This window comes from Polaromonas sp. P3_B4 (assembly GCF_056402835.1).
Map to the genome: position 1 here is coordinate 1 of NZ_JBFUGQ010000004.1, position 22,320 is coordinate 22,320.

Below are 22,320 nucleotides of genomic sequence, written 5' to 3' on the forward strand. Positions count from 1 at the left end.
AAATCTGGTCCTGCATTCTTGCCATTCCCCCCCCTGATAGGCGCGCTCAACCTCGGCGTGAGTTTTTACCTGGCGTTTCGCCTGGCCCTGCAGGCGCACAACGTGAGCAACCTGGACCGGGCCCGCATACGCATCGCCATCTGGGCACGCCTGCGCAGCCATCCGCGCAGCTTCTTCATGCCCTAAAAGCTGGCTCCCCCTGTCCAGGCTCACTGCGTGTAGCCTGTTCTCCCCTCGAGGGGACGGCGCCTGCGGCCCGGCAAAGCCAGTCCCGCGGCACCTCTGGTAGTGCCCACTGAATTCTTCAAGCAAGCAGGGGCCGCGGAACCGGCTTTGCCGGGCCGCAGGCGCCGTCCCCTGCAAGGGGAAAAGGGCTACACGCAGTGAGCCCGATAGGGGTGTGCTTCATATTCAGGTCTTGTCCTACAGCCCCCGCCGCGAGGCGCCTGTAAATTAATGCAACGTTTCTTTTCAAGAACACCATCGGGCTTCACGCCGCCAAGGCTGGCCACTCAACGCGCAACATGCCGCAGACACAGGCATGCTTGTAGAAGAAGTCCTGACGACAGTGGAGACAACCCCGTATGAACGAAATCCTGGCCATATGGGCTGAGTGGATCAAGCCGTCGGCAGGTTTGCCGACCGTGCAATGGTCCATCCTGCTGGCGGTAGCCGCCGCCGCCGGCCACCTCGCCAACCGCTACACCGGCCTGCCCAAGGTCATCGGCTATTCACTCGTCGGCGGCCTGGCCGGCCTGGCCGGTTTTACCGGCGCCGTGTGGCCATTGCAGGGCACCGGGCTTTTCCTGCTGGAGCTGGGCGTTGCCGTGGTGCTGTTTGAAGCGGGCGGGCGCATTCCGCTGCGCTGGTTTCGCCACAACCCCATGGTGCTGGTGCAAAGCCTGGCTGAATCTGCCCTCACCTATGTTTTTGTCCACTGGGCCCTGAGCAAGCTGGGTGTGCGCGAGATCGTTGCGGAGTCGCTCGCGCTGCTGGCCATGGCCGCTTCACCGGCCGTTCTCTCGCGCGTGGCGATCGACACAGGCGCCGCCGGGCCGGTGACGGAGCGCGCCCTGGTGCTGTCAACGCTGGGCACCCTGTATGCCCTCACACTGTGCAGCGCCCGCGCCGGCCTGATGCCGCGGGGCGAAGCCGCGCTGTCAAGCCCGCTCTATGCAGTGCTGGTGGTGCTGGGCCTGTCTGTCGTGGTCGGCGCTGTGCTCGCCCTCACATTGCGCATCGCCTTGCGGGTGATGAGCCCCACCAGCGAAAACACCGCCATCCTGCTGCTGGCACTGATCGCCACAGGTGCGGCGCTTGCAGCCCACTTCGGCGGCTCGGCGCCGCTGGCGGCCCTGCTGGGCGGCATGCTGCTCAAGCAACTGAACCCGCGCCCCTGGTCATGGCCGCGGCAGATGGGCACGGCCTCGTCGATGCTGACCATGCTGATGTTTGTGCTGGTCTCCGTCGTCGCCGCGCAAGCAGACTGGAGCGGGCCTGTTGCCGGGCTCGTCATCGGCATGGTCGTGGCCCGCATGGTTGCCAAGATTGCCGGTGTCGCCATCGGCAACGTGGGCAGCGGCGCCAGCTGGAAGCAGGCCCTCTGGGTCGGCTGCGCGATGTCGCCGATGTCATCGGTGGCGCTGCTGCTGGTCTCACAGTTTGCAGCGGCCTCAGGCGCGACCGGGCGCCAGATTGCCAGCGTGGCCCTGCCTGCGATCTTGCTGATGGAAGTGCTGGGTGCCGTGCTCGCCACCGTGGCCATCTACCGCTCAGGCGAAAGCTCCAAACCCTGGGCGCCGCTCACACGCAGCCCTTCAACAGGACCTGTTCATGAGTCTTGAACCTTTCCAGAAGTCCGCAGCCCTCTCGCTGGGTGTCGAGCTTGAACTGCAGCTCGTCAATACCCACGACTACGACCTCGCGCCGTATGCCGAAGACATGCTGCGCCTGATGGCCAAAATTCCGCTACCCGGCGCCGTGGTGCCGGAGATGACGTCCAGCATGATCGAGATCTCGACCGGCGTGTGCCATAACGCCTCGGAGGTGCTGGGCCAGCTTTCGCAGATTCGCGACGCGCTTGTCAAGAGCGCCGACAAGCTCAACATTGCGGTGGTGGGCGGCGGCACGCATCCGTTCCAGCAATGGCACGAGCGCCGCATCTACGACAAACCGCGCTTTCGCGAACTGTCGGAGCTGTACGGCTACCTTTCCAAACAGTTCACGATCTTCGGCCAGCACGTGCACGTGGGCTGCCCCGACGCCGACAGTGCCTTGCTGACGCTGCACCGCATGTCGCGCTATATCCCGCACTTCATTGCCCTGTCGGCGTCTTCGCCTTATGTGCAGGGGCAAGACACAGCGTTTGATTCGGCGCGGCTCAACTCCGTGTTTGCCTTTCCGCTGTCGGGACGTGCACCGTTCGCGTTGACGTGGGACGACTTCACCGTCTACTTCGACAAGATGACGCGCACCGGCGTGGTCAAGAGCATGAAGGATTTTTACTGGGACATCCGGCCCAAGCCGGAGTTCGGTACCATCGAGATCCGCGTGTTCGACACCCCGCTGACCGTGGAGCGTGCCACCGCGCTGGCCGGCTTTGTGCAGTCACTGGCCTCCTGGTTCATGCACGAACAGCCCTTCATGCCGGTCGAAGACGATTACCTGGTCTACACCTACAACCGCTTCCAGGCCTGCCGCTTCGGGCTGGACGCAGTCTATGTCGACCCGGCCACGGGCGGGCACATGCCGCTGCGCGAGCACATCCTGCTGACCATGGCACAGATTGAACGCCATGCCACCGGCATGGGTGCCGGTGCGTCGCTGCACCTGCTGCGCAACAGCGTGGAGCGCGCCGACAATGACGCCCGCTGGCTGCGCGAAAAGCAAGGCGAGGAACACCTGCTGGCCGAAGTCATACGCCAGGCGGCCGACCGTTTCCGCGGTGGCGTCACGCACCAACAACATCCCTGATCCGGCTTTGCCGGATACCCTTGTATGCTCGGCATATGGGTGAATTTGACCTGATCGCACGCTATTTCACGCGCCCCGCCGGCCGGGCCGTCCTGGGTGTCGGTGACGACTGCGCATTGCTGCAGCCCGCGCCCGGCACACAGCTGGCCATCTCCAGCGACATGCTGGTCGAGGGCCGGCATTTCTTTGCGGATGTGGATCCTTTTACGCTGGGCCACAAGGCGCTGGCCGTCAACCTTAGCGACCTGGCCGCCTGCGGCGCCCAGCCCCTGGCATTCACACTGGCCCTGGCCTTGCCCCGTATCGACGAGGCCTGGCTGGCCGCGTTTTCGCAGGGCCTGCTGGCGCTGGCCGACGCGCACGGCTGTGAACTGGTGGGCGGCGACACCACCCAGGGTCCGCTCAACATCTGCATCACGGTGTTTGGCGAAGTGCCTGTGGTCGGCGGCAAGAGCCAGGCATTGCTGCGTTCCGGCGCAAAGCCCGGCGACGACATCTATATCAGCGGCACGCTGGGTGACGCCCGGCTTGCCCTGGAGGCGCTGCGCGGCGCCCTGGCCCTGCCTCCAGGCGTCCTTGCACAGACCCGCCAGCGGCTCGAACAACCCACGCCGCGCGTCGCCCTCGGCCTGGCCCTGCGGGGTGTTGCTTCTGCCGCCATCGACGTGAGCGACGGCCTGCTGGGTGACTTGCAGCACATCCTCAAGGCGTCCGGCGCCGGTGCCACCATCGACAGCTCGGCCACTATCAATTTGATAGCTGCTTGCGCTCATCCTGATTGGCCTGAAGGCACAATTCCCCATGAAAAGCAGCTGGAATGCGTACTGGCCGGCGGGGATGACTATGAGCTCGCCTTCACCGCGCCGCCCTCCGCGCGTGAGGCCGTGCGGGCAGCTTCACGGCTTGCCGCAACGCCCGTCACCCGCATCGGGCAAATCGACTCCCAGCCGGGCCTTCGCCTGATCGACGCACAGGGAAAAGCTGTTTCGCAGCAGTTTTCCTCGTTTGATCACTTTGCCCGGAAGTAAGAAGCGTCGGAAGAAAGCGTCTGCGCCTTTACTTCGCGTCCACCAGGGTGCGAATGTCCAGCAAGGTCAGCTCATTGGCATCCGGCTTGCCGATTTCACGGCCTGACGAATACGGGAAATTGTTGTCGTTGACCAGCACGATGTGCGTGGCGTCAACAATCGCCAGCCCTTCAGGGCCCAGGTGCGGCAATGAAAACACCGCTTCATTGGGCCCCAGCCTGGCCAGCCGCTGCGGATTGGCGATGCGGGTCAGGTCGACATAGGCCACCTTGCGCACAAAGCCGTCCGCATCGCTTGCCGCCAGGTCGATCTTGTAGACACGCTTGAAACGCGCGGGCCGGGTGAAGCAGTCGGTGCGCGCTTCGCCTGGGCACGCCGGCGACTGGCCTTCGGTGCTGTCGTCGCGTTCAATCACCAGACCGGTCGTGGCGTCCAGCAACTGGAAGTCGGCGGCGACGTTGCCCACTTCTTCCAGCAGGTACTTCCACTGCTTGCCGGTGAAACTGCGCGAGGCTGCATCCACCTCATTGATGCGTACATAGGTTTTGTCGCCTGCCTTTTCCACGCTTTTGGCGGCGGTATCGAACAGCGGGCCTTCAAACATCGGGTACAGCTTGCTGCCGTCGGGCGATCGGGCCATGGCTTCAAACCCGTTGGAACGGCGCACCTCAAACAGGGCCTCGCCCGGCAGGTTGGGCAAACGGCCCTGCATGTAGTGATCGGGCGATGCCAGCAGCTTGCCGTTGATGACCGTCTCGGTCACGCCCAGCACGCGGCCCTGAAAGTCCGTGCGCAAGAGGTAGGGACCATACTCGTCGCCGATCCACCATTCGTTGCCCACCACCTGGATGGACTCGGGATCGAAATCGATGCCGGTGAGATAACGGCGCTGCGCGTTTTCGTTCTGGATGTGAAAAGGCACGCGCTTGTCGGGATCGCTCAGGAAGACGGTGCTGCGCCGCCGGACCTGGCCTTTGGCCCAGTCCACCGACAACCGGTGCACCATCAGCAGCGCGTCCTGCGAATTGACCTTGTTGCCAAAGCCGTTGTCGGTCAGCGCCAGGAAGTCGCCTTTGCCCAGGGACACAATACCCGAAAACCCCTGCACCGACTGCCCCTTCATGGGCAGGGTGCCGCCGGAAGCACGCGGGTATTTGGGGTCGCCCACAAAAGTGTTGGCGCTTTCGCTGCCCAGCCGCTCATTGCGCTGACGTTTTGCATTGGCAAATTTCCCGGCCGTGGCGAAAAAAGGACCTGCATCGCGAGGCGCTGCCACGGCCGTGGTGGCACTCAGGGCTGCATGGCCGGCAAGAACCGCCTCCACCGCCGGGGCCGCCTGTGTCTGCGCGCGCCCGGCACCTGAAGCCAGGCACAACGCGCAAGCCGCCGCCAGGGTCAATCCATTCATCTTTGTCAAAACCGACATGCTCATCCTCCGTATTGAAGCGGTGGACTTTGACGCCTTTCTGTGAAGCGGCTGTGACAGGCGGGTGCACCCGCGTGTTCAGGTCTCGGTGTGTTTGCGCAGCCGGGCATGGCGCGCCAGACTCTGTACAAACCGGGTTGCGGCCCGCAGGGCGGCCGGGGCGGCCCCATTGCCGAAATTCTCCACGGCCTCGCGGCGTAGTTGCCTGGCACGCTGCCCGGCCAGATCGATCAGGCGATTGTGCTCGTCAAGCGAAAGGGTGCGGTTCATGATGTTTTCCTTTTCTGTCCCCGGGGTTTGCGGGGGGTGAAAGCACTGTAGGAAAAGCACGGCCCGCCGGAAACGGCATGGTCCGCAAATGGGTCTTGCGCTGGCTGCAAAGCCGCCCGCAGGCCCTGTACTGGTTACCATTGACCCATGCGCAACCTTGGCTTCGACGACATGCTCCTCTTTGCCCGCGTGGCCGAGCTGGGCACCCTCTCGGCTGTGGCCCGCGAACGCGACGTGCCGGTCAGCCAGGTTTCGCGCAGCCTGAGCCGCATCGAAAAAGCCTGCGGTACGCGCCTTATCCATCGCTCCACGCACGGGCTGGCGCCCACCGCCGAGGGCGAAACCTTTCTGCAGTACTGCCGCCGCATCGTGGGAACGCTCGACGAACTGGAAGGCGAATTTGCCAGCCAGTCGCGGCAAGCCACCGGCTGGGTGCGTGTGGCGGCCAGCACGGTGGTCGCCCAGTACCTGCTGGCGCCCAGTTTTGACAGCCTGCACCAGCGCCATCCGCAGCTGTGCGTGGACCTCCAGGTGGAAGACCGCCTGGTGGACATGGCGCGCGATGGCATCGACATCGCGATTCGCACCGGTACACCGGTGACCGACACGGTCGTTGCACGGCAAATCGGTGCGTTGGGCCGGCGGCTGTATGCCGCGCCGGGCTATCTTCAGGCCTACGGAACACCCCGGCACCCCGATGAGCTGCACAGCCACCGGCTGATCACCAACAGCGGCGTGCCCATGCTCAACCACTGGCCCTTCGTGATTGACGGGAAACCCAGCGTGATCGTGCCCAAGGCATCCTGGCGATCCGACAATACCGGCATGACCGCCACGCTGACGCTGCAGGGGCTGGGCATTTCACGCTGCGCCACACTGGTCGCCGAACCGCTGGTGCGCCAGGGTTTGCTCGTCCCGGTGCTTGCGGACTTTGTCGACGACCAGCCCAGCCCGATTTACGCCGTGACGCTTACCAACCGCCACCGCCTGCCCAAAATCAAGGCCTGTATCGACCATTGGGCCGAGTGGCTGGAGAAAACCAGCGCGGCCCCAGCCTCATGATCCCCATGTCCGAACTCACTCCCCCATCAGAAACCCTCAGCCCACCGCGGTTCCGGCCCAACGCCCGGTTCCTGCTGTCGCACCCTGCGCATTTCATCGCCCTCGGTTTCGGCTCGGGCCTGAGCCCGGTGGCGCCCGGCACGGCCGGCACACTCTGGGCCTGGCTGGCTTTTCTGGTGCTGCAGCAATGGCTGTCGCCGGTCGACATGGGCTGGCTGATTGCCGCCTCTACGCTGATTGGCTGGTGGGCCTGCACCGTCACCGCGAAGGCCATGAACGTGCTCGACCCCGGCAACATCGTCTGGGACGAAGTGGTGGCCTTCTGGCTGGTGTTGTGGCTGGTCATGCCGGCGGGCTTCGAAGCACAACTTGCTGCATTTTTGCTGTTCCGCTTTTTTGACGCCGTGAAGCCCGGCCCGGTGGCATGGGCGGACCAGGTTTTCAAGGGCTTTGGCTGGCGCGGCGGCTTCGGGATTTTGTTTGACGACTTCGTGGCGGCGTTCTGCGCCCTGCTGGTGATCGCCTTCTGGAGATTCTGGTGAGCAATGAATTGCTATCAAAAGAGGAGCTACTGGCGCATGATTCTATTGGCTTGGTGGCCGATTTATTGCTCAAAAAGGGCTGGATGCTTGCGACGGCCGAAAGCTGCACCGGCGGCATGATTTCGGCGGTGTGCACCGACCTGGCGGGCTCCAGCACCTGGTTCGAGCGCGGCTTTGTCACCTATTCCAACGAAGCGAAAAACGAACTGCTGGGTGTAGATGCTGCGCTGATTGCCGTGCACGGCGCTGTCAGCGAAGAAGTGGCCCGTGCGATGGCCTCCGGAGCCTTGGCCCGCTCGCGCGCGCAGGTGTCCGTGGCCGTCACCGGAGTGGCCGGTCCGACAGGCGGCAGTGCCGCCAAGCCTGTCGGCACGGTATGGTTTGGTTTTGCGCTGCCCGGCCGGCTGGTGTCTGAAGTCCGGCGCTTTGACGGCGACCGCGCCGCGGTGCGCAGCGCCACGGTGCAGCATGCGCTGCAGCGGCTGCTGCAATTGCTGCGCGAAGCCGGCTGACGCGTGAGCGACGCCGGCACAAACCGAAGCGCTATAGAGTCGCGAAGCCGCCAGGCCACCCGAAAACAACCACCCAGGAGACAGCATGCACCCCAACCAGGCCACACTCGAGAAGTTTTACAGCGCTTTTACACGGCTGGATTCCGACACCATGGCGACCTGTTACGCACCGGACGCCGCTTTCGACGACGAGGCGTTTTCACTGCGGGGGCACCGCGAGGTCACCGGCATGTGGCATATGCTGTGCGACGCCACAAAAGCCAAGGGCCTGGATGTCTGGAAGCTCACCTACAGCGGGCTTGAAGCGGGTGCAAGCACGGGAAAGTCGCACTGGGATGCCTATTACCGCTTCAGCGCCACCGGTCGCATGGTGCACAACAGCATTGACGGCGCGTTTGAATTCAATGAACAGGGCCTGATCACGCGGCACCGTGATCACTTTGATTTCTGGACCTGGTCGCGGCAGGCGCTGGGCGCGCCCGGCCTGCTGCTGGGCTGGACGCCTTTCCTGCGCAACAAGGTGCGGGCACAGGCGGCGGCGAATCTGCAAAAATACCTGGTGACGCGACACTAGGCCCGCGCAAGAGTTGATTTGAACGGGAGTTTTCATGTCCTGGTTTGACGGTTTTGAATCACGCAGCTTTGAGGTCAACGGCGCGTCCATCAACGCGCGGTTTTCCCGGGTCGTGCCGGGCGATCCGCTGCGCCCGGCCCTGTTGCTGCTGCATGGTTTTCCGCAGTCGCATGTGATGTGGCACCGCGTGGCGCAGCGCCTGGCAAAACACTATTTCCTGGTCATGCCCGACCTGCGGGGTTACGGAGACTCTTCCAAAACCGCAGGCCTGCCCGACCACAGCAACTACAGCAAACGCAACATGGCGCACGACATGGTCGGGGTGATGGATACCCTGGGTGTGGACCGCTTTTACCTCTGCGGCCACGACCGCGGCGGGCGTGTGGCGCACCGGCTGGCGCTGGACTATGCGGCACGCGTGCAAAAACTCTGCATCATCGACATCGCCCCCACACTGGACATGTATGAAGGCCGCAGCATGACGGAGCCCTACATGGCGTTTGCGCGTGCCTACTACCACTGGTTCCATATGTTGCAGCCGGCGCCGCTGCCCGAAATCATGATGGGCGCCAACCATCCCGAAACCGCCAAAGCCTACCTGCACGCCAAGCTCGGCGGCTGGGGCAGCGCGGGGCTCAATTACATCGAACCTCAGGCCCTGGCCGAATATGAACGCTGCTTTTGCAACGCCGAAGCGCTGCATGCGGCCTGCGAAGACTACCGGGCAAGCGCCGGGATTGACCTGGACCACGACCGCGAAAGCCGCGCGCAGCACCTGAAGGTGGTCTGCGATTTGCTGCTCCTGTGGGGCGAACGCGGTGTGGTGCACCGGATGTTCGACCCACTGGCGCTGTGGGAGGCGCAATGCAGCGGCGAGGTCTCGGGCCATGCCATGCCGGCGGGCCACTTCATCCCCGAGGAACAGCCCGTGGCGACGGCCACCGCGCTGCACAACTTCTTTCGCTGACTTCAAAGGGCGGCCATGTCGACTTACACGGCGGAGGTTTTGTGGGAAATCAACGGCGGCGATTTCCCGGGAAACCGCTACAGCCGCAGGCACCTGATCCGCTTCGACGGCGGCCTCGAAGTGCCGGGCTCTTCTTCACCGCATGTGGTGCCCTTGCCGATGTCGGACGCATCGGCCATGGACCCGGAAGAGGCATTCGTCGCCTCGCTGTCGAGCTGCCACATGCTGTGGTTTTTGTCGATCGCGGCCAAACGCAAGTTTTCCGTGACACGCTACTTTGATGCGGCCAGTGGCGTGATGGAAAAGAACGCTGAAGGAAAAATCGCCATGACCACCGTCACCTTGCGGCCTGACGTGGCGTTTGCCGGTGAACGCATGCCGACACGCGCCGAGATCGACAAGCTTCACCACGAGGCCCACAACGCCTGCTTCATCGCCAACTCGGTGAAAACCGATGTGCGCTGCGAGCCTGTGTATGGCGACGCATGACTGACCGCAGGCCGCTGCTGATCGCTCTCGGCCTGCTGGTACTGGCCGCGCTGGTGTGGTCGGGTATGGCACCGTATGACCGGGGCACCTGGATGCTCGAGGTGGCGCCCGCCGTCATCGCCGCGCCGGTGCTGCTGGCCACGGGCCGGCGCTACCCGCTGACGACCTTGCTGTACGTGCTGATTGCGCTGCACATGCTGGTGCTGATCGTGGGTGGCGCCTACACCTATGCCAGGGTGCCGCCGGGTTTCTGGCTGCAGGATTTGTTTCACCTGGGCCGCAACCCTTACGACAAGGTCGGCCACTTCATGCAGGGGCTGGTGCCTGCGATGGTGGCACGCGAGGTATTGCTGCAGCGCGGCTACCTGGGCAGCCGCCGCATGGCGGGGTTTCTGTCGGTGTGCGTGGCCATGGCCATCAGCGCGGTGTATGAGCTGGTGGAGTGGTGGGCGGCCCTGGCGCTGGGTCAGGGCGCGGATGAATTTCTGGGAACCCAGGGGGACCCCTGGGACACGCAGTCGGACATGTTCATGGCCTTGATCGGAGCTGCGGTGGCCATCACGTTGCTGGGCCGGTGGCATGACCGGCAAATGCGCAAGCTGTCGGGTTTGTAGGCATTTGGGCCACAGGGCAATTGGGTCGGGCGCAAGCCGCTATTGAATTCATAGCAAACGGATGAAATCCATCTGGAAGGCGGTTCTTCCTCTTGCGACCTCATGCCCTGCGTGCCAACCCTGCCAGAATCCCCCCATGCAATTTTTCAAAGACCTCAACCTCGCCGCCTTCACCGCGGGCTTCGTGGCAGTACTGGTCGGCTTCACCAGCTCGGTTGCCATCGTCTTTCAGGCAGCCCTTGCCTTCAACGCCACGCCTGCCGAGATTGCCTCGTGGATGTGGGCGCTCGGCATCGGCATGGGTTTGTGCTCTCTTGTGCCGTCGTTGTGGTTGAAGAAGCCGGTGATGGTGGCCTGGTCCACACCGGGTGCCGCCGTGCTGGCTACTGCAGGGCTGGCTGGCGGTTTCTCGATGGGAGAGGCGGTTGCGGCATTTATGGTCAGCGCGGCGCTGATCACCTTGTTCGGCATCACCGGCTGGTTTGAAAAAGTCATGAACCGTATTCCTGTGGCCATCGCCTCCGCGTTGCTGGCGGGTGTGCTTGCGCGCTTCGGCATCCAGGCCTTTGCGGCAGCGCAAACGGCTTTGCCTTTGGTGCTGCTGATGCTGGCGATCTACTTATTGGGCAAGCGGTTGATGCCGCGCTATGCGGTAGTGCTGACGCTGGTCGGAGCCATTGTGTTTGTCGCTGCGCGCGGGCAACTGGCGTGGTCTGAGGTCGCTTTTTCGTTGGCGATGCCGGTGTTCGTGATGCCGAAGTTCACACTGGCCGCCACTGTCAGCCTGGCCATTCCGCTGTTTGTGGTGACCATGGCTTCGCAGAATCTGCCGGGCGTGGCGGCCATCCATGCGGCGGGCTATGGGCCCGACAGTCCGGACGGCGGCATTCCGGTGTCAAAAATCATCACGCTGAGCGGCCTGGCCACGCTGGTGCTGGCGCCTTTTGGCGCGTTTGCCCTCAACCTGAGCGCCATCACGGCGGCCATCTGCATGGGCCGGGAAGCGCATGAGGACCCCGCCAGGCGCTACACCGCGACCGTTTGCTGCGGCGCCATTTATATCGTGATCGGCATATTCGGCGCAGCGATCACCGGCCTGCTGACAGCTTTTCCGAAGGAGCTGGTCGTCGCCATTGCCGGACTGGCGCTGCTGGGTACCATCGGCAACGGCCTGGCCGCGGCGGTGAAGGAGGAATCGCACCGGGAAGCGGCGCTTATCACTTTTCTCGTCACCTTGTCGGGCGTCGCAATAGCCGGTGTGGGCTCGGCCTTTTGGGGTGTCGTCGCGGGCGCGATTGCACTCTTTGTACAACAATATGGCCAACAGCGCCGCGAAGCCCGCTCCGGGGCGGCGCCAAACCCAGGGACACGTTCCACACCATGAACCTTCTTTTTGTTGCCGATCCGCTCGAGTCATTCAAGATTTACAAGGACACCACCTTTGCCATGATGCGGGAGGCGCAGCGGCGCGGGCACCGCATCAGCGCGTGTGAACCGGCCGACATGAGCTGGCAGACCGGCGCGAAAGTCACGGCCCAGGTGCGCCACATCACGCTGACAGGCGGCGCAGATGTGTGGTTCACGGCCGATGCCGCCCGGCCCGACGGCCGCGAAGCCATTGCGGGTTTTGATGCGGCGGTCATGCGCAAGGACCCGCCTTTTGACAGTGAATACTTTTACAGCACGCACCTGCTGGAGCAGGCCGAGCGCGAAGGGGCCAGGGTTTTCAACAAGCCCGCCGCCTTGCGCGACCATCCCGAAAAGCTCGCCATCCTCGAGTTTGCGCAATTCAGCGGCCCGACGCTGGTCACGCGCAGCGCGGCCGACATCAAGCGCTTTCATGCCGAACACAAGGACATCATCCTCAAGCCGCTGGACGGCATGGGCGGCATGGGCATCTTCCGCGTGAAGGAAGACGGCCTGAATCTGGGTAGCATCACCGAAACACTGAACAGGAACGGCGCCGAAAGCGTGATGGTGCAGAAATTTTTGCCCGAGATCGTCAAGGGCGACAAGCGCGTGCTGGTCATCGGAGGCAAACCGGTTCCTTTCAGCCTGGCGCGCATTCCCCAAGGCAGCGAAGTGCGCGGCAATCTGGCGGCCGGCGGCGTGGGTGTGGCGCAGCCGCTCTCAAAGCGGGATTTTGAAATTGCCGAAGCACTGGGGCCGGTGCTGGCCGCGCGCGGCCTGCTGCTGGCCGGTGTCGACGTGATCGGCGACTATGTGACCGAGATCAACGTCACCAGCCCGACCTGTTTCCAGGAAATCCACGACCAGGCAGGCTTTGACGTGGCGGCCATGTTCATTGATGCACTGGAACAGGCTGTCACGACAGCCGGCGCCTGACAGCCCGATCACACAGGCGGGCTGCGGCTGTCAGGCGGCGATGAGCGCACCGCCTTCAAACACCTTGAGTTCCCCGGGCGCAAATGACGTCCAGGTTTCGTTGGTGGTGAGCGGCGCCGTGACCACCACAGCGACGCGGTCGGTCGGCCTGGTGTGCTCGGCAAAGTTCACGCTCACGTCCTCGTCGCTCAGCGTGGCATGCGCAAAGGGGTGCTTGCGCTCCACGTAATAGAGGTTGGTGGACGCGTGCGCCCACAAGGCCTGACCGTTGCTGAGCAAAAAATTGAAAGTGCCATGGGGAGCGATGTGCGCCGCCAGCTCACGCAGCGTGATGCTCAGTTCCTGCACGCTGGGAACGCCCGCGTGCGACTTGGCCATCTCTTGCATGATCCAGCAAAAGGCGCGTTCGCTGTCGGTGGTGCCGACGGGCCGGAAGCTGCCGTGCAGGCGGGGTGAAAAATCTTTCAGGTCGCCGTTGTGGGCGAACACCCAGTAGCGGCCCCACAGCTCGCGCACAAAGGGGTGGCAGTTCTCCAGCGCGACACGGCCCTGTGTGGCCTTGCGGATATGTGAGATGACGTTGCGGCTTTTGATCGGATAGCGGCTGATCAGCTCGGCCACCGGTGAACTGCAGGCCGGCTGGTGGTCGACAAAGTGGCGCAGGCCGCGGTCGCTGCCACCGGCCACGCTGTCGTCACCTTCAAAAAAAGCGATGCCCCAACCGTCGGCATGGTGGTCGGTGTGACCGCCCCGCTGCGCGAAGCCCCTGAAACTGAAGGTCACATCTGTTGGGGCATTACAGTTCATGCCGAGAAGTTGGCACATGTCAGTCCGCTTCCTGCTTGTTATTCGGTAAGTGATCAGGTTGGGCGGGGCGCGGCACGCGAAGCTGCCATGCGGCCACCACGGCCAGTACGCACAGGGCGGCCAGCATCAGGAAGGCTTCATTGAAAGCAGCCAGCCGCGCCGGGCTGCTGGTGGCGTTGGCCAGCGAATCGCCATGGGCCGCAAGCCGCCACTCCAGCACGATGCCGCACAGGCTCACGCCGATCGCGCCGCCCAGCATGCGCAGGAAGTTGATGGCGCTTGCGCCCTGCGATAACAGATGCTCATGCAGTGGCCGGAGTGACCCGAGGTTGAGCGAAGGCAGGATAAAACCCAGCCCGATACGCCCCAGCGTGGCCCACGCCACCAGCATCCAGAGCCCCGAAGCCAGGTTCACCGTGAGCATCAATGCAAACGAGGCTGCCAGCAAAGCCAGCCCCGTGCTGACCAGCAGCCAGGTCGGGTGTTTGTCCGCCAGCCGGCCCACTCCCGCAATCGTGGCCGCCAACACCAGGCCCGCAGGCAACAGGATGGTGCCGACGTGCGAAGCCGAGAGATTCAAGCCCAGCTGCAGGTACACCGGCAGCAGGTAGGTGGAGCCAAACAGCGCGGTGCCGTAGATGAAAGCCACGATGCTGCCCATGGCAAAAGGCCGGTAGCCAAAGAGCGCCAGGTTCATCAGCGGTGCACCGCCCGAAGCCGCCAGGCGACGTTGCCACCAGATGAATGCTGCCAGCGCCACCAGCGCGGCGCCCAGCAATACAAAGGCATGCGCGCGCCCGGCGCCGTGCAGCTCAACCATGCCGTTGAGCAGGCACAGCGTGCCCACCGCGCCCAGCAACAGGCCGCGCCAGTCGATCATCGCGCCATTGCGGTTGGGCTCCACGCCGCCAGGCGCTGTGTCGGGCACGTAGCGGTAAGCCATCCACAGAGATACCAGGCAAAGCGGCACCACCATGAAAAAAATCGAGCGCCAGCCAAACAGGTCGACCAGGACCCCGCCCACGCTGGGGCCCAGCGCCGGCGCCAGCACCACGCCCATGCCGAAGAGGCCGCTGGCGCGCCCCTGCTCGTGTGGCCCGAAGGCCCGCATGATGATGATCGCGGGAATCGGTTGCACCACACCGGCCGCCAGGCCCTCGGCCACGCGCGAACCCAGCACCAGCCCAAAGCTGTTGGCCAGACCGCCCACAATGCCGCCGGCCATCAGCAGCACCATGGTGCCCACATAGGTGCGGCGATAGCCGTAGCGCGAAAGCAGCCAGGGCGTGGTCAGCATGGAGACCGTCATGGCCACCATAAAGCCCGAGCTCACCCACTGCGCGCGCTCCTGCCCCAGCGTGAAGTAATGGCTCATGTCGGGAATCGCCACGTTCACGATGGTCGACGACATGATGGAAGCCATCGTGCCGATCATGACCGACAGCAGCAGCAACCACCGGTAACGCGGACCGTGGCGCGCCTGCAGGCCGGCAAGGGATGCGGGCATGGCCCGGGTGTCCGTCGTCAGTCTCTCGGCTCGGACCAGAGTTTGCCGCCGGTCGCCCAGTTTTCGCGCTTGATGTCGGTGATCAGGATGTCCACCGAGTCAGGCTGGCCGCCGAGAATTTCGACGCTGACGCGGGTAATGGCCTCGACGAGCTTTTTCTTCTGCTCGATGGTCCGGCCTTCCATCATTTCGACGTGGTAAGTGGGCATGGTGTCCTCTGGGGTGTGGTGGTTGATGCGGGTTGAACACAGGGTTTTACGGGTGTCCGGTTAACTGGCCCGCAAACATGTCTGATACCCGATGATAAAAGCAAGAGCCCGGCCTTGTTTTGTCGGCCTCCACTGACAGCATGACAGGTGTTGGCGCCGGGCCCCGGAGGCTTCGCCGGGGCTATCCTGTACCCTCGGGTTCTCCTGCCGGGTGTTCTCCTGCCAGGTGCTTTGCGCTTTCGGCCTTGCGGGCCCACCATTCATTCGGGCAAGCCACTTGTTTTTCACCACGCCATCCAGATCCACCGACCAACCCCTGCCTTTGCTGGCCGGGCGCAACTACCGTTGCCATTGCGGGCAGCCCGTCTTTTTTCGCAACAGCAAATGCCTGGCCTGCGGCACGCCGCTGGGTTATGACTGTGAGCGCGGCCTGCTGCTGCCGTTGATGCCTGGGCCGCAAGAGGGCACCTGGCAGGAATGGCAGGCCGCCGGCGCACCGGCCGGCGCGCCGCCCGACGACATCCAGCCGCCTTTGCTCGAGGAAATTCCTGGCCAGGAATCTGCGCCTGCCGCACCCGTTGAGGAAGCCGAGGCGACGCAGGCACCGCCCGCTCAGCCTGCCGAAAACGGCGAACCTCTTTACAGGCGATGCCTCAATCTCTCAACCCCCGCATCGTGCAACTGGCTGGTGCCGGTGGAGGACCCCGCCGACATGTGCCGGGCCTGCCGCCTCAACCGGACCATTCCGGACCTGACGGACCCAGCCCTGCCCGACAACGGTTACCTCTGGGGGCTGGTCGAGCTGGCCAAGCGCCGCCTGGTGTCCGCGCTGATCCTGCTCGGGCTGCCGGTGGCGTCCCGCATGAGCGAAGACACCGAGCGCGGCCTGATGTTCGACTTCCTGCGTTCGCCGGTGAACGGCCCGCACATCATGACGGGCCACAACACCGGCCTCATCACGCTCAACGTGGACGAGGCCGACGACGCCAAGCGCGAGGCGGTGCGCAAGGCCATGCGCGAGCCCTATCGCACGCTGCTTGGGCATTTCCGCCATGAAGTGGGCCACTACTACTGGGACCGCCTGCTGGCCGGCACTGCCTGGATGGACGGCTTTCACGCACTCTTCGGCGACGAAACCCTGGACTACAAGGCCAGCCTGCAGCGCAACTACGACGAGGGCCCGCCCGCGGACTGGCCGCTGCATTACGTGAGCGCCTACGCCAGTACTCACCCCTGGGAGGACTGGGCCGAGTGCTGGGCGCATTACCTGCACATGCGCGATGCGATCGACACCGCTTTAAGTTTCGGCCTGAGCGTCGATCACTTCGACCTGGAGTTCACGCCGTTCACGATAGATGCGCTGTATCAACCGGATCACCCGGATGCCGAACAGTTCCTCACCTTCCTGAACCACTGGACGCGGCTGACCACCATGCTCAACGAGATGTCGCGCAGCATGGGCCAGCCCGATTTCTATCCCTTCATCCTGCCAACGGAGGCGGTCGCCAAGCTGCACTTCATTCACCTGGTGGTGTCGTCGGGCAGCTGGCTGCAGGAGCAGGCCCCGGATGAGACACAGGCACAGACGCAGACCCAGAGCCCAACAGAGGAAGAAAATGGAGAAATGAAGGAATCGCAGCAGCAACAGCAACAGCAAGGCTAGCGCGCGATTTTCAGGCAGAAAGAAGTTGCAGGCCAATAAGGACGCGCGCAAGCAGCTATTTTTTTGATAGCGCCTGAATGGATTGCGATGCGTTAAAGTCGGCACAACGCCCACCCTCCACGCCCGCCCATTCATGCCCACCCGACCCAGAGGCCATCACTACAGCGTCTATGTGATCGAGCTTGGGCCCGAAGTGTGGAACGTGGCACGCTTTCGCCGCGCCAATCCGGACTACCAGCTGGGCAAGCCTTTTGTGTATGTGGGCATGACCGGGCTGGACCCGGATGTGCGTTTTGACAAACACAAGGCCGGCATTCAATCCAACCGTTTCGCCCGTGATTTCGGCGTGCGGCTTTTACCCAAGCTGTACGAGATGTACAACCCCATGCCCTACGACGCGGCGCGCGACATGGAAGTCGAACTGGGTATTGCCCTGCGCGAAGCGGGTTACGGTGTGTGGCAAGCCTGAGCGAGGCCGCACCAGGGCCGGCTATTCGAGTGCACTCACGGCCACGCCGTGCTGCTTCGAAAACGCCTGGAGTGTTGCGGCGACCTGGGGATCCTGCAGGGTGGTCGTCAACTCAATGATCTTGTTGCCGTCACCCTTGTGGCTGTCGCTCACCGTCACGGTGGCCGAAGGGTCGTCTGCGGCAAACAGCTTCTGCAGCGAAGGGCCCAGCGACCCCATCAGGCCGTCGCGCTCGTCCTGCGCGGCGCCTGACTGTGCGGCATATTGAACCTCAAAAGAAAAATTCGTCCTGGGATTCATATCGGGTTTCTTTCTGGGTGCGGAAAAAGCTACCGGCGTAATGTCGCTGCGAGGGTGATTTCGGGAACGCTGGCCAGGGCCCTGGAGAGCGGGCAGGCCTTTTTGGCGCCTTCGGCGAGTTCCTGGAATTTCGCTTCATCGATATCCGGAATCACGGCCTCCAGGGTCAGCGCAATGCGGTCGATGAGGAAGCCATCACCCTGCGGCACCAGACGGACCCTGGCGCGGGTGTCCACCGAGCTGGTGCCGAACCCAGCCTTGTCGCAGGCAAAAGAAAATGCCATGGTGAAACAGGCTGCATGCGCGGCGCCCAGCAACTCTTCAGGATTGGTGCCGCTGCGGTCGTCCTCAAAGCGGCTGCCAAAGCCGTAGGGATACGACTTGAGTGCAGCGGTGTCGGTGCTGATCTGGCCCTGGCCCTTTTTGCCTCGGCCTTCCCAGTGAACAGATGCGGTTTTTTCGGTCATGGGGTTCTCCAGGTTTGTGCGCGTGCAGGGTATATCCGTGCAGGACAGTGAAATGAAATGTTGAACGTTCCAGCGTGCCTGTTTTTTTGGGGGCTGGCCGTCGGACAGCACCGCACGTCGGGGTAAGGCCTTCCCGCCGTGGCCGGATCCGGTGTGAGCCGGGATGCACCGGTCAGGCGTCGTCTGCGCCCGGGTCTTTCATGTACCAGGTGATCCGCCCAAACTCGGCCCTGAGCTGGGCCCGGCCCTCGTCGTCCGCCAGTGCGGAAAGAGCTTGCGCAACCGAGAGCCTGCGCGCGGAAACGGGCTTCCCGCGGTAGGCAAACACGATGCTGTTGGTTTTTTCCTGGGCAAGAATTTCTGCGGAATTGCCATCGAAACTGCGCGCAATGCGGCCCGCCAGCAGCGGATAGTCCGGGTCATCGTAGTGCAGGTTCACCGCCAGTACGCCGCCCGGCGACAGCGCGGCAAAACAGTCGTCATAAAAGCGTTGCGAACAGAGGGCCGGCGGTTGCCCCTGGTGGTCAAACCCGTCGATCAGCAGCACGTCGAACCGGGAGGTACCGGCCTGCAGAAAATCGGCCCCGTCAGCGGCGATGACGCGGAACCGCGCGTCATCGTCGGGCACGTGGAATTCGCGCCGCAGCGCCACCACCTGAGGGTTGATCTCCAGCACAGTCATCTGGCTGGACGGCAGCTGCCGGTGGCAGAACTTGGCCAGGGAGCCGCCTCCGAGGCCGATCATTCCGATGTGCAGGGGCACGGGCCGAAAGAGCAGGAAACCCATCATCGTCAGCGTGTAGTCCACTTCCAGGTGCCAGGGGCTGTGCATCAGCATGCGGCTTTGCAGTTCACCCATCGTGAAGTGAAGCGACCGGGTGCTTCCGTCGTCATGCACAAAGGGCTGGGCATGCGCTGGCTGCTGCAATTCAGCAGGGCCAGCAGGTACAGCGGCGGCAGGAAATTGATTGAGGTCGGGCCAGGAGGTCATGAGGCTTTAAGCTGTACGGGTGGGTTCCGCCATGTATCCGGCGGCAGGTAACTGCCACCTCGTGCGGCCTCCCCCTTCAGACCGGCTGGGATTCCGGCTGCGCTGTGGTTGCGACTTCCGAAGCGACCGCATCCAGGGCCTGCGCCACCACACCCTGGCTGTCGACCGGCCGGAGCAGGCGTTCACGGATCAGCCGTTCGCAGCTACGCTTGGTCATCGAGTGGGGCTGGCCGCCGTGGCTCACGAACATGAACAGCGTGCCCTTGGTGCTGGCCCAGATCAGCTGGGCTCGCAGCCAGCGGCGCCTGGAGTACATATCCACCCAGTGGCCGGAACGCAGGCTGAGCAACAGGCGCTCGGCTTCACTTTGAGCCATGGCCGGTACTGCATTTGCGGAGGCTGCCGCCGCGGCAAGGTATTCCGGATGGCTGGAGTCGGGCTCATTTGCCGCTTGCATGGGTTCTATCGGCGGCGGTTCGTCTTCCTCGATCGGAGCAAGTTCTCCGGGCACAGTCGGCAGGGTGTCTTCAAACCCTGCGGCGTCCAGGTCGTCGCGCGCAAGCCAGGGGTGCGCGGCGGCCTTGGCAAGACGCTGTTCAGGCGTGGCCGAATCTTCTTCGGCCTCCAGTGGCACGGCGCCCGATTCTTCGGCGTCACGCCGGCTTTTCAGGCGTCGCAGCTTGAGCACGGGCCGGTGCAGCATCATCAGGCCCTCGAAGAAAGGCTCACTTTCGCGCGGGTCCTGCCCCAGCAACTCCAGCCCCTCATGCAGCTTGCCCAAAAGGCTGGGAATCATCTCGATCAGTTTGGCCGGGCGTTTCAGGGTGACTTCCCGCTTGACGCTCCAGAGCAGGTCAGGCACCACCGAACCGAAGCCCATCGGATCAACCTGGTTGCGTGTATCGGAGAGTCTGGCGTGCGCCATGGCCAGCGCCCAGGGGCCGAACAGGAAGTCCAGCACCAGGCCCGGCACCTTGTCCAGGTCCGAGCGTGTGCTCAGCTCAAAGGCGATCTGGTCCGCTTGCGTCTGGCGCTCTTCGGCGAAACGCAGGGCCTGCAGCACGTTGTTGCGGTTTTCCGCTTCGAGCTGGTCCTGCTCGTCCCAGCCGTATTCGAGCTCGGCCAGTGCCATCGCGAAAGGCTGGGCATCTTCGATCGTCAGGCTGTTCAGCCCGTTGAAAGCGCGCGTGACCGGCTCAAAAAACGCCAGGAACTCGGGGCTGAATTCGTCGTTGTACTTGAAGCTGCGCTGCGCCACGCGCTCCATGACACGGCGCCCGGCGTGGCCTTCGTCGCTGAAAAAGCGCGGGTCCACCATGGCCAGACGCAGCAGCGCAGGCTCCAGCGCCACGATGGCTTCCCGCACCGGCACCAGCAGGCGCGGGTCTTGCGCGACCTGTTTGACCAGCTTGCGCACCACTTCCAGGCCCAGCACCTGACCGACCTGCTTGGCCTCTTTCTTCAGCTGGGTCCGGACGATGGCGCGCTCGCGGGGTCGGGCGTACGAGCCCCAAACCTGCGGGCTGAGCTGGCTGCGCTCATCGACCATCCGCTGCGGACGGTCTACCGCCGGCAGGTTTTGGTATTCATGCGAGGGCGCGGCTTGCGACTCAGCCAACGGCGCGCCGGAAGAGTCAGGCGCTTCCTGCAGGGCGACCAGCTCTTCCTCCACCGTTTCGTAATAGGACGGCGCCAGCCCGTGATGGGCGTTGCTGCCGCCATGGAACAGGAAATCCTGGAACAACTCGTCCCGGATCTCATAGTTGGAGAGGTCGGCATATTGCGGGGGCGGCTGGGGGCGGCCGGATTCGCCGGAGCCCCCACCGCTTCCGCCCTCACCGCCGCCGGCGCCTGCGGTACCGGCACCCGACCCGGAACCTGCGCCGCCGGTACCCCTGGCCCGGCCGGGGGCTGCGCCCGCGGGGGTTTGCAATACGCGGTAGCTGGCACCCTGCACGTTGGCAAGTTCCAGCTGGTTAACCAGGCGTTCGTAGACCTGCCCGAGTTCGCGCCCCAGAGGCTCGGCAAGATACCTGAGCCACAGCGAAACGACGGCCGGGCCCGCATTGCTTGCGGTGATCATTTCGCGCAGGGTTTGTGCAAACACTTCAGGGCGCAGCGGATTGAGCTCCGGGCGCACATTCGGCAGCCCCTGCACGGTGCTGATCAGCTTGTTGAGTTCGGCGAGGACGTGGTCGACCGCCGGCAGCACCAGCTGGAGCAGCCGTGACGATTCAATGGCCTGGGACACGTCCTCGTCGTCGACGAGGGCGAAACTGGCATAAGACAGGGCGGCAAAGGTGCTGGATGCGGCGGCGGCTGAAGCAGCGAGCTGGTCTGGCGATGCTGCCGGGGTGCGCACCGCCTGCACCGCAACAGCCACATTCGCCTTGAAATGCACCAGCAGGTCTGCCGGGTATTGCACGACCCAGACGGGCTTGTTTTGTTGAAGTCCCCGCCAGGCCGCCGCGAGTTCGTCGCGCTCGGCCACTTTTGGGCTTTGTGACTCGGCAATCTGCAGCCCCGCCACGGCGTCATCAATGCACCGTTCCAGCGCAGGCCGGGCTGCTTTGGCAGCCGCCTGAAGACAGGATTGAAGGACGTCAGGTTGCGAAGCCATCGAGGAGTTCGGGAAAATTGGTATTAATCACATTTGCCGGCCGGCTTGCAACCGATCTGTGGCCGGAGAAGGGGGAGACGCTAGCGTAAGGGCCAACCGCGATTTCATTGAAGTACTTGCAAAGTGTTTCACTTGGTTTCCAACGCATACATATGAATTACAGGGTTTTTGTCACGGAACGGTCCGTAACCGGCCTTTAAATCCCGCGAATGGCGATGAGCGGCCGGTTTTGCAAGATCGGCGGCCCTTTGTAAAGGTCAGTTTGGCGCAACACCTCCGCAAGCTCAGGGGTTATCAACGCCTGACCGGCTGTCATCCGCCATGGGGGCGCACCGGCGCCAGCGGGCCGAACCCAGATTTCCAAGAGTATTTGGCCTGCAGACCAATAACAGCTTGCGCCAACAGCTATCAATTCAGTAGCAAACTGGCTCTGTCAGGCACAGGCTGCAGCAGGCGCAAGCCCCCGTCCGCACCCCTGCCGCAG

General features: G+C 63.7%; 24 protein-coding genes. 15 read left to right on the top strand and 9 right to left on the bottom strand.

The genetic code is table 11. The features are described from left to right. From AC1DVV_RS21320 to thiL, 4 genes are all read left to right on the top strand, one after another. A partial coding sequence (locus AC1DVV_RS21320) for a hypothetical protein (RefSeq protein WP_477707249.1) occupies positions 1-186 on the top strand: 186 nt, incomplete at its 5' end. A 398-nt stretch (positions 187-584) separates the two neighbouring features. Continuing rightward, positions 585-1,844, top strand: a complete 1,260-nt coding sequence (locus AC1DVV_RS21325) for a cation:proton antiporter (RefSeq protein WP_457282304.1) — start codon at positions 585-587, stop codon at positions 1,842-1,844. Further along, the gene (locus tag AC1DVV_RS21330) at positions 1,834-2,973 is read left to right on the top strand and encodes a YbdK family carboxylate-amine ligase (RefSeq protein WP_457282305.1); all 1,140 of its coding nucleotides are present in this window, start codon (positions 1,834-1,836) and stop codon (positions 2,971-2,973) included. The genes AC1DVV_RS21325 and AC1DVV_RS21330 overlap by 11 nt, the downstream gene beginning before the upstream one ends. 35 nt (positions 2,974-3,008) lie before the next feature. Continuing rightward, positions 3,009-4,001 carry a thiamine-phosphate kinase gene (gene thiL, locus AC1DVV_RS21335; protein WP_477701579.1) on the top strand — a complete coding sequence of 331 codons (993 nt, stop codon included), beginning with the start codon at positions 3,009-3,011 and terminating at the stop codon, positions 3,999-4,001. A 28-nt stretch (positions 4,002-4,029) separates the two neighbouring features. On the opposite strand, the gene AC1DVV_RS21340 is transcribed toward thiL, so the two are convergent. Then, positions 4,030-5,427, bottom strand: a complete 1,398-nt coding sequence (locus tag AC1DVV_RS21340) for an esterase-like activity of phytase family protein (protein ID WP_477701580.1) — start codon at positions 5,425-5,427, stop codon at positions 4,030-4,032. A 78-nt stretch (positions 5,428-5,505) separates the two neighbouring features. Further along, a complete protein-coding gene (locus tag AC1DVV_RS21345; protein WP_457282308.1) occupies positions 5,506-5,697 on the bottom strand; it encodes a hypothetical protein in 192 nt (63 codons plus the stop codon). 147 nt (positions 5,698-5,844) lie between these two features. Here AC1DVV_RS21345 and AC1DVV_RS21350 point away from each other — a divergent pair, with 147 nt between their 5' ends. The 9 genes from AC1DVV_RS21350 (at position 5,845) to gshB (ending at position 12,803) form a co-directional block, all read left to right on the top strand. Continuing rightward, positions 5,845-6,759 (top strand): LysR family transcriptional regulator, encoded by a 915-nt coding sequence (locus AC1DVV_RS21350; protein WP_477690186.1) that lies wholly within the window; start codon positions 5,845-5,847, stop codon positions 6,757-6,759. A 5-nt stretch (positions 6,760-6,764) separates the two neighbouring features. Then, the gene (locus tag AC1DVV_RS21355; protein ID WP_477666897.1) at positions 6,765-7,301 is read left to right on the top strand and encodes a phosphatidylglycerophosphatase A family protein; all 537 of its coding nucleotides are present in this window, start codon (positions 6,765-6,767) and stop codon (positions 7,299-7,301) included. Continuing rightward, the gene (locus AC1DVV_RS21360) at positions 7,298-7,813 is read left to right on the top strand and encodes a CinA family protein (RefSeq protein WP_477701582.1); all 516 of its coding nucleotides are present in this window, start codon (positions 7,298-7,300) and stop codon (positions 7,811-7,813) included. The genes AC1DVV_RS21355 and AC1DVV_RS21360 overlap by 4 nt, the downstream gene beginning before the upstream one ends. Positions 7,814-7,898: 85 nt before the next feature. Further along, the gene (locus AC1DVV_RS21365) at positions 7,899-8,387 is read left to right on the top strand and encodes a nuclear transport factor 2 family protein (protein ID WP_477701583.1); all 489 of its coding nucleotides are present in this window, start codon (positions 7,899-7,901) and stop codon (positions 8,385-8,387) included. A 34-nt stretch (positions 8,388-8,421) separates the two neighbouring features. Then, a complete protein-coding gene (locus tag AC1DVV_RS21370; RefSeq protein ID WP_477701584.1) occupies positions 8,422-9,354 on the top strand; it encodes an alpha/beta fold hydrolase in 933 nt (310 codons plus the stop codon). A gap of 15 nt (positions 9,355-9,369) precedes the next feature. Then, on the top strand, positions 9,370-9,843 hold the full coding sequence (locus AC1DVV_RS21375) for an OsmC family protein (RefSeq protein WP_457282314.1): 474 nt from the start codon (positions 9,370-9,372) through the stop codon (positions 9,841-9,843). Further along, on the top strand, positions 9,840-10,457 hold the full coding sequence (locus tag AC1DVV_RS21380) for a DUF2238 domain-containing protein (RefSeq protein ID WP_477666900.1): 618 nt from the start codon (positions 9,840-9,842) through the stop codon (positions 10,455-10,457). The genes AC1DVV_RS21375 and AC1DVV_RS21380 overlap by 4 nt, the downstream gene beginning before the upstream one ends. A 136-nt stretch (positions 10,458-10,593) precedes the next feature. Beyond that, positions 10,594-11,841 (top strand): benzoate/H(+) symporter BenE family transporter, encoded by a 1,248-nt coding sequence (locus tag AC1DVV_RS21385; protein ID WP_457282316.1) that lies wholly within the window; start codon positions 10,594-10,596, stop codon positions 11,839-11,841. Further along, a complete protein-coding gene (gshB, locus tag AC1DVV_RS21390; protein ID WP_477701585.1) occupies positions 11,838-12,803 on the top strand; it encodes a glutathione synthase in 966 nt (321 codons plus the stop codon). The genes AC1DVV_RS21385 and gshB overlap by 4 nt, the downstream gene beginning before the upstream one ends. Before the next feature lie 30 nt (positions 12,804-12,833). Here the strand turns inward: gshB and AC1DVV_RS21395 are convergent, their stop codons facing one another. From AC1DVV_RS21395 to AC1DVV_RS21405, 3 genes are read right to left on the bottom strand one after another with little or no spacing between them, the layout of a single operon-like run. Next, entirely contained in the window at positions 12,834-13,628 is a 795-nt protein-coding gene (locus tag AC1DVV_RS21395; RefSeq protein WP_477695827.1) for a class II glutamine amidotransferase, read from the bottom strand. Between the two features lies 1 nt (position 13,629). Then, entirely contained in the window at positions 13,630-15,117 is a 1,488-nt protein-coding gene (locus AC1DVV_RS21400) for an MFS transporter (protein WP_477701586.1), read from the bottom strand. 17 nt (positions 15,118-15,134) lie between these two features. Further along, a complete protein-coding gene (locus AC1DVV_RS21405) occupies positions 15,135-15,326 on the bottom strand; it encodes a 4-oxalocrotonate tautomerase (RefSeq protein WP_411881369.1) in 192 nt (63 codons plus the stop codon). 277 nt (positions 15,327-15,603) lie between these two features. Here AC1DVV_RS21405 and AC1DVV_RS21410 point away from each other — a divergent pair, with 277 nt between their 5' ends. Together AC1DVV_RS21410 and AC1DVV_RS21415 are read left to right on the top strand one after the other, a co-directional pair. Continuing rightward, complete coding sequence (locus AC1DVV_RS21410; RefSeq protein WP_477701587.1) at positions 15,604-16,989, top strand: zinc-binding metallopeptidase family protein; 1,386 nt, start codon at positions 15,604-15,606, stop codon at positions 16,987-16,989. 133 nt (positions 16,990-17,122) lie between these two features. Next, a complete protein-coding gene (locus tag AC1DVV_RS21415) occupies positions 17,123-17,458 on the top strand; it encodes a hypothetical protein (RefSeq protein ID WP_457282321.1) in 336 nt (111 codons plus the stop codon). Between the two features lie 21 nt (positions 17,459-17,479). Here AC1DVV_RS21415 and AC1DVV_RS21420 read toward each other — a convergent pair whose 3' ends face one another. From AC1DVV_RS21420 to AC1DVV_RS21435, 4 genes are all read right to left on the bottom strand, one after another. Then, positions 17,480-17,758 carry a hypothetical protein gene (locus AC1DVV_RS21420; protein WP_457282322.1) on the bottom strand — a complete coding sequence of 93 codons (279 nt, stop codon included), beginning with the start codon at positions 17,756-17,758 and terminating at the stop codon, positions 17,480-17,482. A gap of 29 nt (positions 17,759-17,787) precedes the next feature. Beyond that, on the bottom strand, positions 17,788-18,225 hold the full coding sequence (locus AC1DVV_RS21425) for an OsmC family protein (protein WP_457282323.1): 438 nt from the start codon (positions 18,223-18,225) through the stop codon (positions 17,788-17,790). 172 nt (positions 18,226-18,397) lie between these two features. Next, on the bottom strand, positions 18,398-19,216 hold the full coding sequence (locus tag AC1DVV_RS21430; RefSeq protein WP_457282324.1) for a fused MFS/spermidine synthase: 819 nt from the start codon (positions 19,214-19,216) through the stop codon (positions 18,398-18,400). Positions 19,217-19,292: 76 nt separating this feature from the next. Then, positions 19,293-21,836, bottom strand: a complete 2,544-nt coding sequence (locus AC1DVV_RS21435; RefSeq protein WP_477666904.1) for a DUF1631 family protein — start codon at positions 21,834-21,836, stop codon at positions 19,293-19,295. Positions 21,837-22,320: the final 484 nt, after the last annotated feature.